The 15,737-nt window shown below is 44.9% G+C and carries 20 protein-coding genes and 1 pseudogene; 17 read left to right on the top strand and 4 right to left on the bottom strand.

Features of this window, described 5'->3' with window-relative positions; all coding sequences use genetic code 11:
* The first annotated feature begins 32 nt into the window (after window positions 1-32).
* The 10 genes from U0008_RS04895 to U0008_RS22525 all read left to right on the top strand — a co-directional run bounded on the left by U0008_RS04895 (window position 33) and on the right by U0008_RS22525 (window position 6,278).
* Window positions 33-971, top strand: coding sequence for a hypothetical protein (locus U0008_RS04895; protein WP_077887331.1), 939 nt, complete (start codon window positions 33-35; stop codon window positions 969-971).
* Window positions 972-1,044: 73 nt separating this feature from the next.
* A complete protein-coding gene (locus U0008_RS04890) occupies window positions 1,045-1,278 on the top strand; it encodes a DUF905 domain-containing protein (protein WP_038416556.1) in 234 nt (77 codons plus the stop codon).
* Window positions 1,279-1,391: 113 nt separating this feature from the next.
* Window positions 1,392-2,210 (top strand): DUF932 domain-containing protein, encoded by an 819-nt coding sequence (locus U0008_RS04885; protein ID WP_043491410.1) that lies wholly within the window; start codon window positions 1,392-1,394, stop codon window positions 2,208-2,210.
* 239 nt (window positions 2,211-2,449) lie between these two features.
* A complete protein-coding gene (locus U0008_RS04880) occupies window positions 2,450-2,917 on the top strand; it encodes an antirestriction protein (protein WP_038416558.1) in 468 nt (155 codons plus the stop codon).
* Between the two features lie 10 nt (window positions 2,918-2,927).
* Entirely contained in the window at window positions 2,928-3,407 is a 480-nt protein-coding gene (gene radC, locus U0008_RS04875) for a RadC family protein (protein ID WP_043491407.1), read from the top strand.
* Window positions 3,408-3,418: 11 nt separating this feature from the next.
* Window positions 3,419-3,640 carry a DUF987 family protein gene (locus tag U0008_RS04870; RefSeq protein WP_038416561.1) on the top strand — a complete coding sequence of 74 codons (222 nt, stop codon included), beginning with the start codon at window positions 3,419-3,421 and terminating at the stop codon, window positions 3,638-3,640.
* Between the two features lie 25 nt (window positions 3,641-3,665).
* The gene (locus U0008_RS04865) at window positions 3,666-4,031 is read left to right on the top strand and encodes a type IV toxin-antitoxin system YeeU family antitoxin (protein ID WP_038416562.1); all 366 of its coding nucleotides are present in this window, start codon (window positions 3,666-3,668) and stop codon (window positions 4,029-4,031) included.
* 38 nt (window positions 4,032-4,069) lie between these two features.
* A complete protein-coding gene (locus U0008_RS04860) occupies window positions 4,070-4,399 on the top strand; it encodes a TA system toxin CbtA family protein (protein ID WP_043491403.1) in 330 nt (109 codons plus the stop codon).
* A gap of 453 nt (window positions 4,400-4,852) precedes the next feature.
* Window positions 4,853-5,611, top strand: coding sequence for a hypothetical protein (locus U0008_RS04855; RefSeq protein ID WP_025800515.1), 759 nt, complete (start codon window positions 4,853-4,855; stop codon window positions 5,609-5,611).
* Window positions 5,612-6,122: 511 nt separating this feature from the next.
* Entirely contained in the window at window positions 6,123-6,278 is a 156-nt protein-coding gene (locus U0008_RS22525; protein ID WP_158413854.1) for a DinI-like family protein, read from the top strand.
* 220 nt (window positions 6,279-6,498) lie between these two features.
* Here the strand turns inward: U0008_RS22525 and U0008_RS22520 are convergent.
* Window positions 6,499-6,708, bottom strand: a pseudogene (locus tag U0008_RS22520) (hypothetical protein); the annotation flags it as partial.
* On the opposite strand from U0008_RS22520, the gene U0008_RS04845 reads away from it, so the two are divergent.
* From U0008_RS04845 to U0008_RS04835, 3 genes are all read left to right on the top strand, one after another.
* Complete coding sequence (locus U0008_RS04845; RefSeq protein WP_025800514.1) at window positions 6,703-7,014, top strand: winged helix-turn-helix domain-containing protein; 312 nt, start codon at window positions 6,703-6,705, stop codon at window positions 7,012-7,014. The pseudogene U0008_RS22520 and the gene U0008_RS04845 overlap by 6 nt on opposite strands.
* Before the next feature lie 288 nt (window positions 7,015-7,302).
* Window positions 7,303-8,025 carry a hypothetical protein gene (locus U0008_RS04840; RefSeq protein WP_051874083.1) on the top strand — a complete coding sequence of 241 codons (723 nt, stop codon included), beginning with the start codon at window positions 7,303-7,305 and terminating at the stop codon, window positions 8,023-8,025.
* A gap of 2 nt (window positions 8,026-8,027) precedes the next feature.
* Entirely contained in the window at window positions 8,028-8,501 is a 474-nt protein-coding gene (locus tag U0008_RS04835) for a hypothetical protein (RefSeq protein WP_043491400.1), read from the top strand.
* 464 nt (window positions 8,502-8,965) lie between these two features.
* Here U0008_RS04835 and dgcJ read toward each other — a convergent pair whose 3' ends face one another.
* Window positions 8,966-10,273, bottom strand: a complete 1,308-nt coding sequence (gene dgcJ, locus U0008_RS04830) for a diguanylate cyclase DgcJ (protein ID WP_248298846.1) — start codon at window positions 10,271-10,273, stop codon at window positions 8,966-8,968.
* Between the two features lie 48 nt (window positions 10,274-10,321).
* Window positions 10,322-10,474: a hypothetical protein gene (locus U0008_RS04825; RefSeq protein WP_226929912.1), complete on the bottom strand. Its 153-nt coding sequence runs from the start codon at window positions 10,472-10,474 to the stop codon at window positions 10,322-10,324.
* Between the two features lie 454 nt (window positions 10,475-10,928).
* Here U0008_RS04825 and U0008_RS04820 point away from each other — a divergent pair, with 454 nt between their 5' ends.
* Window positions 10,929-12,119 (top strand): MFS transporter, encoded by a 1,191-nt coding sequence (locus tag U0008_RS04820; RefSeq protein ID WP_043491397.1) that lies wholly within the window; start codon window positions 10,929-10,931, stop codon window positions 12,117-12,119.
* 239 nt (window positions 12,120-12,358) lie between these two features.
* Window positions 12,359-12,709: a hypothetical protein gene (locus U0008_RS04815; RefSeq protein ID WP_043491395.1), complete on the top strand. Its 351-nt coding sequence runs from the start codon at window positions 12,359-12,361 to the stop codon at window positions 12,707-12,709.
* Window positions 12,710-12,887: 178 nt separating this feature from the next.
* On the opposite strand, the gene U0008_RS04810 is transcribed toward U0008_RS04815, so the two are convergent.
* Window positions 12,888-13,865 carry a TDT family transporter gene (locus tag U0008_RS04810; RefSeq protein WP_043491393.1) on the bottom strand — a complete coding sequence of 326 codons (978 nt, stop codon included), beginning with the start codon at window positions 13,863-13,865 and terminating at the stop codon, window positions 12,888-12,890.
* 106 nt (window positions 13,866-13,971) lie between these two features.
* Between U0008_RS04810 and U0008_RS04805 the strand changes: the two genes are divergently transcribed.
* The gene (locus tag U0008_RS04805; protein WP_025800506.1) at window positions 13,972-14,853 is read left to right on the top strand and encodes a LysR substrate-binding domain-containing protein; all 882 of its coding nucleotides are present in this window, start codon (window positions 13,972-13,974) and stop codon (window positions 14,851-14,853) included.
* Window positions 14,854-15,197: 344 nt separating this feature from the next.
* Entirely contained in the window at window positions 15,198-15,734 is a 537-nt protein-coding gene (locus tag U0008_RS04800) for a fimbrial protein (protein ID WP_025800505.1), read from the top strand.
* Window positions 15,735-15,737 lie beyond the last annotated feature (3 nt).

Raw genomic sequence — 15,737 nt, 5'->3', positions numbered from 1 at the left:
TTTTAAATAAACAGGGTGGAGTCAAAATAATCATGTCTTTTTCTTTACGTAAATTAAAACAGGTAATACTGATATCCTCATTTTGTTTTATTAGCACCGGGGGTTACGCCGCTAATATTGCAAAAACTGCAGAGGATGCAATGAATTGTGATCCTGATGCAGGTGATAATGACATCGGATACGGTTCCTGCCCCTTTCTCGGCAGCATTTACGATACTGACCCGGCATTTAAGAAAGACCTTGATGACGCGCTGAAGTCAGCAGGACTTACCGGGTTAACGGGGAAACAAGGTTCATTGAACGGTCCAGACAGCGGATTAATTCCGGTGGATGTTGGTGGCGAGAAGTGGTTGCAGGGCTCTGTTTGTGAACGGGGTAACTGCGGTGACCATTATCTGAAAATTCTGTATATCCCCTCAGAGCATGTTGTTGCGGGTTTTTATTACAACAGTGGTGAGGAAAAGATGTTTGGTGACGCCGGAGATGCAGAAGCACGAATATTACGCCGTGATGTACCTGACGTTACGCTGGTGCAGCAGGCTCCGGCAGTGACGGCAATGCCTGCAGACGGCGCACCAGCTGATACTATCTGGCCCTTTAAGGGAGACGGAGGTAAATCGTTATGGCAGGTCTGCGGCGGGCAGAACAGCAGTTGCACCATTATCGCCAACACTAAATATTACGTTGCCATTCTGAACCGAAAATCCGCGCACAGTTGCGCTTTTGGCGACTTCTATGTGGCCGCGAGGGATTCGTCATCATGGCGACAGTATGACACGGGTACCTGCAGCCCGGATGCGTGGATACGTAAAGGCTCCATCAATAACGGGCAATACCTGTCGGTTGATATCGGTGTGAACAACCAGGTTGTACAACAGTACCCCATCGGCTACTGGTCAATGAAGAAGGAGTTTTCCGGCAGCCGCCGACCTTCATGGTCAAAGGTTAAAGAGAAAAATCAGCAGCATTAATCATCCGGGTTAAAATATTCCATCAGGCCATGTTCCTTCGGGGTACATGGCTTTTTTGTTTTAAGGAAACCAAATGCCTGAATCTACAGCCCTACCCGAAGGAACGTTCACTCGTGAACAGGCCACTGTCGTGGCTGCCGCATACACCAATGTTGCCATCGAAGACGACCAGGGCTCTCATTTTCGTCTGGTTATCCGCGATACCGACGGCATGCTTATCTGGCGTGACTGGAACTTTGCGCCCGGTGCCGGAGTGATGCTCAATAGATATATCGCGAGCGACGGTATACGCAAGCTCCTGGTGTGACAACCATCTACGACGTATCACCTGCACCACCGTTTTAAATCATGCCAGGCCACACCTCCTTCGGGAAGTGTGGCCCTTTTACTTTTATGCTATTTAATCAAGGAGTTTCCATTATGCGATTAGCCAGCCGCTTTGGCCGTATTAATCAGATACGCCGTGACCGCCCACTGACCCACGATGAATTACACCAGCATGTCCCCAGCGTTTTTGGCGCGGACAAGCACGAATCCCGCTCAGCGCGCTACACCCATATTCCGACAATTACTCTGCTGGAAAACCTGAAACGGGAAGGTTTTGAGCCGTTCTTCGCCTGCCAGACCCGTGTCAGAGACCAGAGCCGTCGTGAGCATACCAGACACATGGTGCGCCTGCGACGCATAGGGCAGATAACAGGCCAGCAGGTGCCGGAAATTATCCTGCTCAATTCGCACGACGGTTCATCCAGTTACCAGATGCTGCCGGGGTACTTCCGCGCCATCTGCACCAACGGTCTCGTCTGCGGACAGTCATTTGGCGAGATACGTGTGCCACACCGGGGCAATGTGGTGGAGCGCGTTATCGAAGGCGCCTATGAAGTCCTTGGTGTTTTCGACCAGGTGGAAGAGAAGCGTGATGCCATGCAGTCACTGCTGTTACCGCCACCAGCCCAACAGGCGTTTGCGAAAGCGGCGCTGGCCTACCGGTTTGGTGAAGAACATCAGCCGGTGACCGAAACCCAGGCACTGACTGCACGTCGCTGGCAGGATGAGAGCAGTGACCTGTGGACCGTCTACAACCGCCTGCAGGAGAACCTGAGCAAGGGCGGACTGGCCGGGCGTTCTGCGCAGGGTAAACGCAGCCGTACGCGCGCGGTGAACGCTATCGACGGCGATATCAAACTGAACCGTGCCTTGTGGGTAATGGCAGAAGAACTGCAGCAGGCGCTATGCTGATGCAGCACATTCCTGAGAATGCCTGCCATACAGCGGTCTGGTCTGTCTCTCTGCAAAACGAGCCCGGCTGTCGTTCTGTATCCGACGATGACCTCTGCGCCTGGTGCAGGTATCTCTGCTACCAGCCTGGTGAACTCCGGTAACGCATTCCTTCACCATCACGCCTCAAATCACCTTTTCCATACATCAGGTTCCCGTTAACCGGAGCCGTACTTATAACCTTTCAAAAGGAATAACCGATGAATAACACTACAAATCTGCAGACTCTTTCAGACACCGAAAAAACCAACACCCTCACCGCCACATTGTTGCCCGATGAACAGCGTATCGACTTCTGGCCACAATACTTCGGCAACATACCGCAATGGATAACCCTCGAGCCGCATATCTTCGCCTGGATGGACCGCTTCTGCACGGGCTACTGCGGGGGGATCTGGCAGTTTTACACGCTGAGCAACGGCGGTGCCTTTATGGTCCCGGAAGCGAATAATGAGGATACCGATGAAAAATGGACGCTGTTCAACCCGATGAATGGCAATGGCACGGAAATGAGCGCAGAGGCCGCAGGCATATCGGCCTGTCTGATGGCTTACAGCCACCACGCCATGCACACCGAATGCGACGCCATGACAGAGCACTATTATCGTCTGCGGGATTACGCGCTGAATCACCCTGAATGCAGCGCCATCATGTATATCATTGACTGAGGGGGCCGCGATGGAAACACAGCTACCGCTGTTTGCCGCCGGATTACCGGCTTCCGCACAGCGCACCATCCGTGAGGCATTAACCCTGCTCGAGCGTCAGTTACGTGAACCCGGCGCGTCATTCACGTCCAGCCACGCCGTCCGGGACTGGCTGCGTCTGCGGCTTGCCTCACTGGAGCGTGAAGAATTTACCGCACTCTTCCTCGATAACCAGCACCGGCTGATTGCACATGAAACGCTGTTCACCGGCACCATCAACCATACGCAGGTCCATACACGGGAGGTGGTGAAGGCGGCACTGAAACATAACGCTGCTGCCATTCTTGTCGCGCACTGCCACCCCTCAGGCTACGCAGAGCCCAGCGAGGCTGACAGACGGATCACCAAACGTCTGAAGCAGGCGCTGGAACTGGTGGACACCCGGCTGCTGGACCATCTGGTAGTGGGCGGGATGGAGATTGTCTCGCTCGCTGAACGTGGCTGGCTGTAAGGAGACCGGTGATGAAAATTATCAGTAAAGGTCAGGCTATGGCGATTTACCGTCAACATACGAATTCCCGGTTGCTTCGCTTCAGTACGGGCAAATATAAAAGGTTAGGCAGTATCTGCCATTATGCTGGCCACGAGGTGGAAGACATATGCGGCGTTCTGGCCGTCTTTGCTAAGCGCCGTCAGGATCGCAATGGTCCCTATGTCATTCTTCGCAGTGTCACTCTCAATTAACCCTTCTCTTTTATCAGGAACAATAATGAACAATCACTCCGAATCCGGAACTAAGCCGGAGAATCCCGCCTGCAAGCAGTGGGGACTAAGGTGCACGATCACACCCTGTTTTGGCGCTCGCCTAGTGCAGGAGGGCAACCGGGTGCATTTTCTCGCTGATCGGGCCGGATTCAACGGTGCTTTCAGTGACGAGGATGTGTTACGCCTAGACCAAGCTTTTTCACTGATACTCAAGCAACTGGAGCTAATGCTCACCAGCGGCGAGCTAAATCCCCTCTATCAGCACTGCGTCACGCTTTACCACAACGGGCTCACCTGCGAAGCCGATACACTGGGCTCCTTTGGTTATGTCTACATTGCTATTTATCCTGACCAGCCTGAACCGCAGTAACTCAACGCTTATTCCCTTAAACTCATAGAGCAAACATCATGCAAACTTTATCATTACACCCGACTCGGGCGACTCCGCTCTGTTTGTCACCCGTTGAAACCTGGCAACGGCTACTGGCTCATCTGTTCTCGCAGCACTATGGCCTGACGCTGAATGACACACCATTCAGTAATGAAACCACCATCCGGGAACATATTGATGCTGGAGTATCGCTCAGCGATGCGGTGAACTTTCTGGTAGAAAAATACGGACTTGTTCGTATCGACCGGGAGGGATTTTCATGGCAAGAGCAAACTCCGTATATTTCCGCAGTAGATATTCTGCGAGCAAGGCGCTCTACCGGCTTGCTAAAAACTGACGTGAAATAAACGCTTAAATACAGAGCAGACTAAAGGAAAGCAAAATGCTAATCTCATAGACGAAGAGGCTCCTGCTGTAACCTCCCCTCCCCTGAAAAAAAACTAACATTTTCTTTTAGGACCAACAATGGGACCAAATTGAAAATTGAATTGAACATTATTCATTCTTAAACAACAAGTTACATAACCAATTCAGACTCCGCCAGCCCACCAAATTTGGTAGGACAGTGACCGGACAAGAGCATAAAAACCAGTAACTTATGCGAATCGAATGGACACAACAACGACCCAAGTAAGACAAAGAAATGCACGTATAGTGCACGTGCATTTCGATGGTAATAAAAGCCCGCTTCACGCGGGCTTTTTTACGCATGTACACCACACTTGGTATCTCAGTTCTAGGATATTTTAGATAACCTTGCTTGTGGTTGTGTTCAATGATGAACTCAGTGGTGATCAATAATGGCTGTACTTGGTAGCATTCTAAAAGATTATATAGTCCCAGTAACATCTATCATTGCACTCATACTCTCGCAATTACCACCTCTAAAAACCTTCTTTAAGAGAAGAAAACCCGTTGTAACAGTTGGCAAGTTTATAGCGCTTTCACACTATATTGGGCTTCCAGAAGTTCAGCTATACATAAGTATATCCAATGATTCTTATTCTAATTTGAGAGTTCGTAGCATTGATATTGAATTGACAAAATTGGGTCAAGAGAAACTTAAACTGCCTGCATTCAGTGTATTTGAGCATATTAGTGGGAACACTCAACGCGGCTTTGCTCCATTTACTCTTAAATCTGATACAGAATGGTCGCATAATATAAAGTTTTATCTTCCTTTTAGCGGTTCTGACGAACAAAAACATAAAAAAATTTACTATGCGCTTAAGAGTGATATCAACCAAAAACTTATGGAAAATGAAGCCAGACCAGCACATGAAAAACTTGCCTTAGTAGAGGCTGACAACGATTTAGTCACTGAACTTAAAGGTATTTATGCTTCAAAAAAATACTGGGAAAATGCTGATTACAAGCTTAAATTACGTATCGGAACGGATGCGTCCTCAACTACATATGAAAATGAATATGATTTCTTCCTAAGCCCACCAGATATTGAGTTCTTTGATAGCTTAGTAGAACGATATAAGTACGGAAATACAATTTTGGTTACTGAGTCGCAAGCATTCACAAACGCAGTCCTGCGTAATAAGACCTAGGTTTGATTGAAATCCACATAAAAACCTAAATTCAAGCACTCTCATGACAACCAAAGATTTTATAATAGGCCAATCTATAATGGGTTGATTTTTGTCTGAAATAATTAGTATAAAATGAGTGTAATACATGGGTATATCTTACTTAAACACTCAATACGTCTATACAGTATTGAGTCAGTTTTGTAGGAGCCTGCCCACGCGAGTCCAAGCCCCGCTTTTACTGGCTTTTCTTTGAATCTCATACATCACTTGCCTGCTCATACCTGCCCACTCGAGACAAATTTTTGCCCCATTTTAAAACACTGGTTAAAAACACAGTCAAGATCTTGCGCTCAACTTTAAAAAGCACAAAAATAACAACTGTACTTTTATACAGTAATTTGTAAGTTTAATGATGGGGGAAGGTCATGCGTGTAGAGATTAAGATCGACAGAAGAAATGAAAAAAGTTTACCGCGGGATGGGCTGCATCAGATCGTTCAGGAACTAAAAAACGTCTGAATAATAAATACGTGGGCGCCGAGACTTCTACTCGATTTGCAACAGCAATAGATATTGTGATTAACGGTGCAAGCAAAGAAGCATCTAAGGTGATCAGAAAGATAGTTGAGGAGATGTTCGAGGAAGCTGATGAATGGTTAGTATATGAAGAAATTGAAATGGCTTAATACTGTTTGGCCGTTCTAAACTGCATTAGCTCAAACTTATGCTATGTTAGTTTGCTGGGAGCAGGTCAAGATGTTCACCGCGCCTATGCTTCAGCAACACCTTCCAGAATTTTCAAGGAATAGAGAAATGGCTCGTAAGTATGTTTATCTAAATCAATTGCATCTGGTAACGTGTTTATCCAGCCTGTTTCGAGATTCATTCAAAATTTGAAAGTGACCTCTATACGAGTCTCACAAGATAGTTATAAGCAATATTTTTAACGGTGTTTTCAGCGTTACCGGCAACGTTTACGGTGATCGTGTGACCATACGCCCCGAGGGCAACAGTATGGCAGTGCGCACCGATAGCCACAAGAGGCCCGTGCACTACTTCAGTCTCAGCAGAACTCTGTGAGGCAATGCGCATCAAGCGGGAGCTGACCCGATGGAGGATTTCTGTGGGTACTGTTTATGGTACCTGAGCCGACAGCACTATATATGGCGGAACGCCAGCATCCGGCCATCACAGCCACGCCGCAATCTGTATCACGCTTACCTGTGTTACATGGAAGCTATCGGTTACAAGAACCCGCTGAGCATAAAAATGTTCGGTCTGGCGCTTGAAGGAATTTTACGTGATTGCGGGCTGAGCTATCTGAAAAGGCGAACGAAACTGAAGATCCAGACCAATCTGGATCTGACGGGGGAAAGCAACACTGACTGGTTGCCAAAGTGTGATCACTCGACAGCAGTATAAACCATCTGAAACCGGCGAAGGCCAGTTTTTTTACGCCCACTATACACCGTGGATGTACAGTGAAGACGATCCCCCCCCATACTTCATCATATAACTATATGAATATAAAAATAAAAACTGAAAGGTGTAGAGTATGAAAGATTTTTCACGAAATCTATTTTTTAACCTAAAACGACTGATAGTAGGTCAATAGCATATTTCTACATCACATGCTTAAACGAGGCTATTTTCAATCTCATTAGCATATTTGTTATATTTGGAGGATTGCTCACCTTACAGGGACTGAAAATGGATACGGCTTTACTTAGTGCACTGGACTCAGACGGGAAAGCGAAATTTGAAAGCGCGGTAAACGCCTTACAAGGCGATGTATCTGCCGCAGCGGCAAGACTCTCAGTCGATCCCCGAGTGCGCCTTGAGTACTCTAAACGCATTAAAGCGATGGCAGAGGATCTCAGAGCCAAAGCAAATAGTGGCTTCATCAGCTGGGAAAAAGCAGCGATGGAGGCTCAAGAAACCAGAAATCTGATAATGGATATGGTTCGCACCCGGAGTACGCCGCTTGGTAGGGCCATGGCAGAAAGGATGAAGACTTCAGGCGTAACGCTTAATGAGTTAGTCGCAAAAAAAACTGCCTCTATGTTCGGGCCAAGGGCTAACTTTAACAGCTTATCAGAAACGCAAAAAAATCAGGTTTATGCCGGTATTGTAGAGTCAGCGGGAAAATCAAACCCTCAGGTTAACCTGAGAATGATGAAATTATCCCGTGCAGCTAAGGGCTTAATAGTTCTTTCTATCGGAGTATCAGTGTATGAAATATACACATCAGACAATAAAGCTTCGCAAACCGGCAGGCAGATTGCTATTAACGGAGCTGGGATTGCGGGCGGTTGGGCTGGCGGAGCTATTGCTGGTTTAATGTGTGGGCCTGGCGCACCCGTATGCGTGCTATTGGGCGGATTTGTCGGTGGTGCTTTAGCGGCATGGGAAATGGGCAACTGGTGGAAATAGAGATGGAAGAAGTTACGACACTATCGTTATCGGAAGTAAATGAAGCATCAGATACCGCCCAGGCCAGGTCTGAAGTGCTGATTGAAGGCAAACCAACAGGGATTGTCGTTCCCGGAAAAGTGCTTGAGGCCGCAATAAAAGTCGATGCTCATCGCTATCTTTTATTCGTGACAGATGACGTTATTTTTGAAGAGATGCTGACGCTCCTGCTATTAGATATCTCTCAAGGAGTAATAGAGGAACTGACTATTGGGGATGCTTATACTTCAGGTCACTTCGAGGCTTTGAAAGTATCGCCCCGCTCTGTGAGCTTCCGCTTTATCGGTGATACCACATGGACAGTAAAAGTATCGGCATCTCCCGCGTTAAAACTGCCTTTTTCCGATCCTCGCGGTGTAAGCCGCCCAATGCGATTGAGAAAAAACATTGATATATTCCCTAACCCCACGCCAGCCAAGGTTGATGGTAGCCGATAGGGAAACCCGAAGCCCCTTTTCCATATCGGCAGAACAGGCGATTAGGCAGCAGACAAAACGTCATTGGTATACATTTAGGTATACCAGTCAAAATTGAACTCACAAAAACCACTTGAAATCATATAGCTAAATAAATGATTCAGATTCCCCCAGCCCATCGGTGATTACCAGAGTTATCCGATGAAGTCCTAGAAGCCCGCATGGCGCAAGCCCTGCGGGCTTTTTTGTGCCTTCAATTTGTACGATGCTGTTTGTGCGCTATAGCCCACACTTTTACTCAAATCAATAATCTTACATAATCAATAGAAGAAAGTGACTCTCTTAGTTCGATTGCTCCTGCAATACCTCGATAGCTAATGTATTACCCGCATAATCTGGCTCTATGCAATCCAACTCAAAAGTGGCAGCTTTACAACTAAAGATAAGGTGTTGAAGCCATACATCAGCATCAACACCGCAAATACCTAACCCTTCGTTTTCTTATGCTTATACAGCAATTCATCAGCTTTAATTTGCGCATCGCTCAATGTATCACCGGATTTCATCTGGTAGCAGCCATATGAAAAATTAACAATAGCATCTGTATCAATCACTTTTAATTTCTGTTTAATTAAGTCAATAGTAATAAAAGCACGCTCTACATCGCAATCGATAAGAATAATACAGAACTCATCACCGCCGAGCCTAATACCATAATCACTCTTTCTTATAGAGGTTTGTATCGCGTCTCCCAATAAAGTGATTGCTTTATCCCCCATGTGATGACCTAGAGTATCATTGATGGTTTTTAATTTATCGCAATCAAGAGCAATAATAGTGACTGGAGTATTTTTTTCAGTCAACGACTTTAAACGAGCATCCAGAGTCTGTGTCAGTATCTTTCTATTATATAATCCCGTCATAGAATCAGTTATGTTTTCCAAAGACAAAACTTCATTTTTTGATATCTGGTATTTTAAATACTTACAGATGGAATACGTTATAAGCACATATAAAATAAAAAGAAATAAGTTGTTTAAAATAAAATATTGAACATCTAATTTAAGATGGACAGTATAATATCGAGTAATATCCTTGTCGTAGTTTAAAATACTAAATAATTGCTTATCTGGTTGATTGAAATTAATTTCTTCGGCTGAATTTCTATCTATAACTGAAAGCGTGAGATATTTCCATAGGAAAGGACGATCAAATGTATAAAATGCCTTTGCTAGCTCATTGATACTCACATCAGTCAAAATTATACCTTTAAGATTCCCACCAAAAAACAACGGCGTGATCATGCTAATTATTTTTTCACCGGTATAACCGTCATCATATATATGTGAAGTAACACTTTGCCCATCATGCAAACTCCTCAATGCTTCATCATCAATTTTAATGCTTCTGGCATTGCTATCTACATCAATAAACTTTCCATTATATCGCAACCAATTATTGAATGCGTATCGAGAGCTATCGACTAACTTATTAATGTATATATATTGGTTTTCAAAATCAATATAGTATCTAATGCTATCTTGCACTTTCCAATGGTAATTAGAAAAACTGTACTCTTGAGAGATTGCTTCTTCTTGACTATTAAACTTCGCAAGATATTTTATATCTCTAGCCCAATCTTCGCAGGATGAATTTTTAGTTTGTAGCGTTCCAGCTAGTTTAGGATATTTATGCCCAGTCAAATTCAAACCATAAATATCATTTACGCTCTCCATACGGTTACAGATACTCAGCACACTTGAATCTGATTTTTTATTTTTATATTCAGAAATTGAAAATGATTTTATTAAATTAAGTGCTATTCTTTGATTTATATATTCTTAAGCAAAGATAGCAGAACGGCCTTTATCTACCGTGTAACCTAGATAATTTCTTAAGCCTTGGTAGTCATTCCACAAAAAGAATGCCAGAACCATCGTTGTTAATGACATAGTAATAAAAATTCCCTTTTTATAACTTTTTGTCAGCAACATATTAAAACCCCTTAAGATTATTCTACAAACAATGCAATTTTGCACAGACTAATAGTCATGTACAATATATTAGCAATGATAAGAAATTTAATCTCTCTAATAGTGAAATTGTTATATTAGCATAGCGTTTTCTTTTGTCTGTGATGGCTAAATAATCACAATCGTAACGAGACTATACTTATAGCATGCAAATTATTATTCTTTTTTCATTGGGGTTTATTGCCCTGATTATTTTCAAACCCTTTAAATATAATTAAATATGCTGAGGTTAACGCTCACGTTTTGAATAAAGAACACAACTAAAATTAGGTTCACCATTTATCTTCACGATGCTATTCATTGTAATTCTTACTATTTCCTCTTGAAATACGAATGAAAAAGGTTAGTGTAGATATGTTAACTTACGCTTCGAACGATAGATATTTTCTGTCTTTGCACTTCTAGGAAGGTTCCTTTGCCCAGCCCCACGTTAAAACAGCGCAGCCTCGCCCTCTTTGTTTTCTTTTTCTTACCTGGCGTATCAATGGCGTCATGGGTGACCCGAACTCCCGCAATACGCGACAAACTTGGCGCATCGACCGCAGAGATGGGGCTTGTTCTTTTTGGTCTGTCGATTGGGTCAATGGCTGGAATTCTCTGTTCTGGTTATTTAGTGCAGCGCTTTAGCACTAAACCCGTTATTGCTGCAGGCACGGGTTTAGTGATCGCCGGTATTTTACTGGTTGCCCTCGGGGCATTTTTCTCATCTGCGATCACCGTTTCATCTGGGTTATGTTTATTTGGAGCAGGTATGGGCTCTGCTGAAATAGCCATTAACGTTGAGGGCGCCGATGTAGAACGCATATCACATCGCCCCCTCCTTCCTATGCTGCATGGCTGTTTTAGCTTAGGGACACTGGTTGGCGCAGGGGTTGGTAATGGGCTTACCTCGGTAAATTTCCCCATACAGTGGCATCTTTTATTAATTGGTGTTATTTGCGTTCCGGCAACATTGTGGGCACTAAAATCCGTACCTAAGGGGAATGGCCTACGTCCAGTAGAACATGCGCAGAATGGCAACCAGCCTACACAGGCTAAAACAAATGTTTGGCGAGATAAGCGTCTGTTGCTTATTGGCTTAATTGTCCTTGCAATGGCCCTTGCCGAAGGCTCAGCCAACGACTGGTTGCCGTTATTAATGGTAGACGGTCATGGATTCAGCCCTACATCAGGCTCGTTAATCTATACAGGCTTTGCCTTAGGAATGACCATTGGGCGCTTCTGCGGGGGATATTTCCTGCGTCGATTTGGCCGCGTTAATGTCGTTCGGGGCAGCGCCATCTTCGGCGTTATCGGCTTAGGGTTAATTATTTTTGCTGAAAATACATTTCTAGTCAGCGCTTCAGTTTTATTTTGGGGCGTAGGAGCTTCACTCGGCTTCCCTCTTACGTTGTCGGCCGCCAGTGACACTGGGCCAAATCCAGCTGCTCGCGTTAGTGCCGTGGCAACCACGGGTTATATTGCATTTTTGGTTGGGCCTCCAATGCTAGGTTTTTTAGGTGAGCATTGGGGATTGCGCTCCGCCATGATCGTGGTGTTGGCGTTAGTCGCTTTTGCAATTTGGTTAGCACCTGCCGTTGGCGAACCGCCAAAATCTGACGCCTAGTATACCGACATCTCACCCATCAATTTCTGGCGGGTGAGAACTTAATTCCATTATATTTATTACATTACACGTCAGATCCAATCTGTTTGGAACCACCTTCTCATTTCTCATTTTCTTCGTTTGTTGTGTTTATTTAACGCTATATGCTCAACATCAAGCCTATATCTCGCGTTGGCAACTCGATTCTACTCAGACTCAAATAACGAAACTAAGCCCTCTGGCATACTCAGGAGTGAGTCATGAAAGACTCGACCATACAGATCCTACAAAACAACATGTCATGCCTGCATCAGGTAATTAGTACTAATACCCAAAACGGGCTCCACGGTAATTTACTCGATGTACTGGCACTAAGTTTTAATCTGTTAAATATGAGCAACAATGAATTAATCCAGCTACAACAGCAACAAGATGCGCTTTCATGCCATTCAGTGGGTTTAGTGATTCAGCAGTGTAGTGCCCTATTGTGGATGGTGCTCGAATATGCCAGCGCTCAGATGGAGCAATCTAGCGTGGATAAATTAGCCGATATATATCTACATACGCATTATCTTGCGCGGTCAATATCCGGCACTCCGTGCCCATCATAAGCAAGGCTCCAGTCACTCAGTGGCTGGAGCCTTACTTATGAATCTGCCTATATATTTTTATTCGTGGGATTTATAAAAACAGCGCCCAAATAAAACAAACAATAAAGAGCACTAAAGCAGCAGCAGGAACCCAAAAAGCCTGATCGTAAGTTTTCATTACGTTTTTCCTTAAACTCATTTATTTCACCATGCCTTGATGAACATTCAATCTCTGCGGTAGCAGATAGTTATGAATAAACCTTACAGAGACATAGCCAATAACTAACGTCGCAATCACTGCTTCTACTGTCGCCATCATATGCAGTTGTCGCGCATACTCCACCGCTTGCGGGTAGCTGCCCACGAGGTTTGCCATTTTATAAAGTGCGGTAGCGCCAATCGCCATAGGGAACGTAAAAGCAGCGTAGCCTGGGCTAAACGGCAAGCGCATTAGGCGGAAGAAAGCACAATAAATAACCATGGTCATCAACAGTGCGATACCAAGCAACACCGCACAAATCAGCATTGAAGGCTCTTTGACAACGCTCAGATAGCCCGCTAATGACAAACTGGCCGGTGCCGCCATAATGGCAATCGTTGGTTTTGCTGCATCAGGCACTTCATCGCGAAACATGAAGCGGTAGATCATCATTGGCAGCATCAGCACATAACTCACCATCCCAATTGCCAATAAAATCAGTGCAAACTCAGTGTAGGCCTCACTTGGGCAAGTCACATCTGCCACAATAATGCCCACTGGCGGCACAAACCAGCTAGGAACTAGATGATGCAGCTTAGGTTCTTTCGCACGGTGATAAATAAAAAGCGACAGCGAGACCAGATGAACAATAACAGCCCCCAGCCAAAGCATCTGGCCCGCCGTCGGCATAAAGTTACCCAGCGCCTTAGAAACCACCATTGCAGCCATTGCAAAGGTAGGAACAATGCTTCCCACCACCGGATGTTTAAGATCTTGAGTCAGCGTATCGGGATGAAAAATAAAACGAATAGCGAGAATGGCAAGCAGTAGCCCAGCAATCAATGCGCCCACGTTTTGTCCCACACCGTGAAGCGGCAAAGCATTCTCTAAACACCATCCCAAACTAGCGATCCCCAGCGCTAAACCCGCTACGGGAGTTGGTAATCCGCGAACCTTATGATGTAGGTATCTCAACATGTCATCACCTCGATTTTTTTCATTCTTCTGCGGTAAAAACTATAGCCATCCGCTATCATTTAAAAAATCGAGTTATTTTTTACATTAGGTTTAGAGAAACTAAACGATGAATATTACCTTCAAACAACTTTCCGTCTTTGTCGCCATCGTCCGCAGCGGCAGCATGACGCTCGCCGCAGAAACTCTGTTTATGACAAAAGGAGCCATTTCACAGACATTGGCTGAATTAGAGAGTCAGCTAGGAGTACGGCTCTTTGATCGTCAACATGCACGCTTATATATCAATCATGAAGGGCAAAAGTTACTGCCTGTCGCCGACGAACTTTTGTCTCGAATGCAGGGGGTTGAACAATTATTCGGAGAGAATAGCCAAGATACCCAGCTCAAGGTGGGATGTACTAAGACTATCGGCAGCTATCTTCTGCCTGACATGCTGAAGGGGTTTAAAGAACATCAAGGGTGGTTGCCACAATGCACTATCGCCAACACGCAAAAAATCAGCACTATGGTCAGCCATTTTGAAATTGATGTGGCGTTACTGGAAGGACCCGCTAGCGAACCCAACCTTATTTGCGAGCCGTGGTTAGAAGATGAAATGGTCATTATCGCCGGTAAAAATCATCCGCTCGCCAAGCAAGAAACGGTTTCATATCAGGTACTGAGTCAAGAGCGCTGGCTGCTACGCGAGCAAGGCTCCAGCAGCCGTGCCTTTTTTGATAATCAATTGGCACTACATTTAAGCAATCCACAAATCGCTCTTTCACTGAACGCTTTTGACGCCATTCTTTCTTGCGTCGCTCATCACTTAGGCATCACTTTTATTTCAAAGCGCATGCTACATAGTTCATTTTATACGGGGCATTTTGTGCAATTACATACCGAGCAGCGGTTTATGCGGAAATTCACACTCTGCTACCACAAAAGTAAGTTTATCTCGCCAACATTAGCAAGCTGGCTAAGCTTCAGCCGCTCATGGCCTCACTCCTAACTAGCTTGGCTTGTCATATTTAAATCACGACAGATCAGCACAAATGATCATAACGAACTGTTTTTAAATGAAAATATTTCCAAAAGAGAGAAACTTAGGCATCGGAGTGCTTTAATAGGTTTTTATGCTATTTTGTAAGAACAAATCAGGCTATTTGGTCGCAAAATAAATATCAGATCATCCATACGATAAATTACCTCGCATTTTATTTCACGCCATAAAGTTAGTTTTTACTGGCATATGAATACGTTACCCTTACTGCGCTCAATATATCTCCCAACGTCATTTGAGCAGAGCTAAGCGCAGGAGATAAATCCCGTTTTATGTGGTAACGAGTTAATAAAATGAAAATACGCCTTTGCGACGTAAAATTATTTCTTCTGGGAGTTTTGCTCTCGATTAATGGCTCTGCATTTGCAGCTTTAGCCCCGGTGAGTGGCGGTCAGGCAAAAGATGACTCCAAAAGCACCCTATACATTCGCGGTAATATATTTGAACCCGCCGCCTGTAAAATTAACCAAAACAATAATCTCGATGTGGACTTCAAACGCATCGCACTGAAAAAAATTGACGGCGTTGCTTTCGCCAGCGTAACTCCTGTCGATATTGTATGCAGCATTACCACGGGAGCAACCGTGCAGCTAGAATTTCAGGGCACATCATCAGGTAAAAGCAACTACCTGACCACAACCCTCGATAATCTGGCCATTGCCCTCTCAGACGATGCGACAGGCAAAAATATCGATCTGAATACGTTCTTTACCATTCAGAAAACGCAGACTATTCAACTACGCGCGGTGCCAATAAAAATATCTGATGCGGTGGAATTAAAAGAAGGCGAATTCAAAGCCACATCCACGCTGATTACACGCTATCTCTAACAG

Source organism: Hafnia alvei (assembly GCF_034424155.1).
Classification (GTDB): domain Bacteria; phylum Pseudomonadota; class Gammaproteobacteria; order Enterobacterales; family Enterobacteriaceae; genus Hafnia; species Hafnia alvei.
This window is presented reverse-complemented; position numbering and strand designations above follow the sequence as displayed.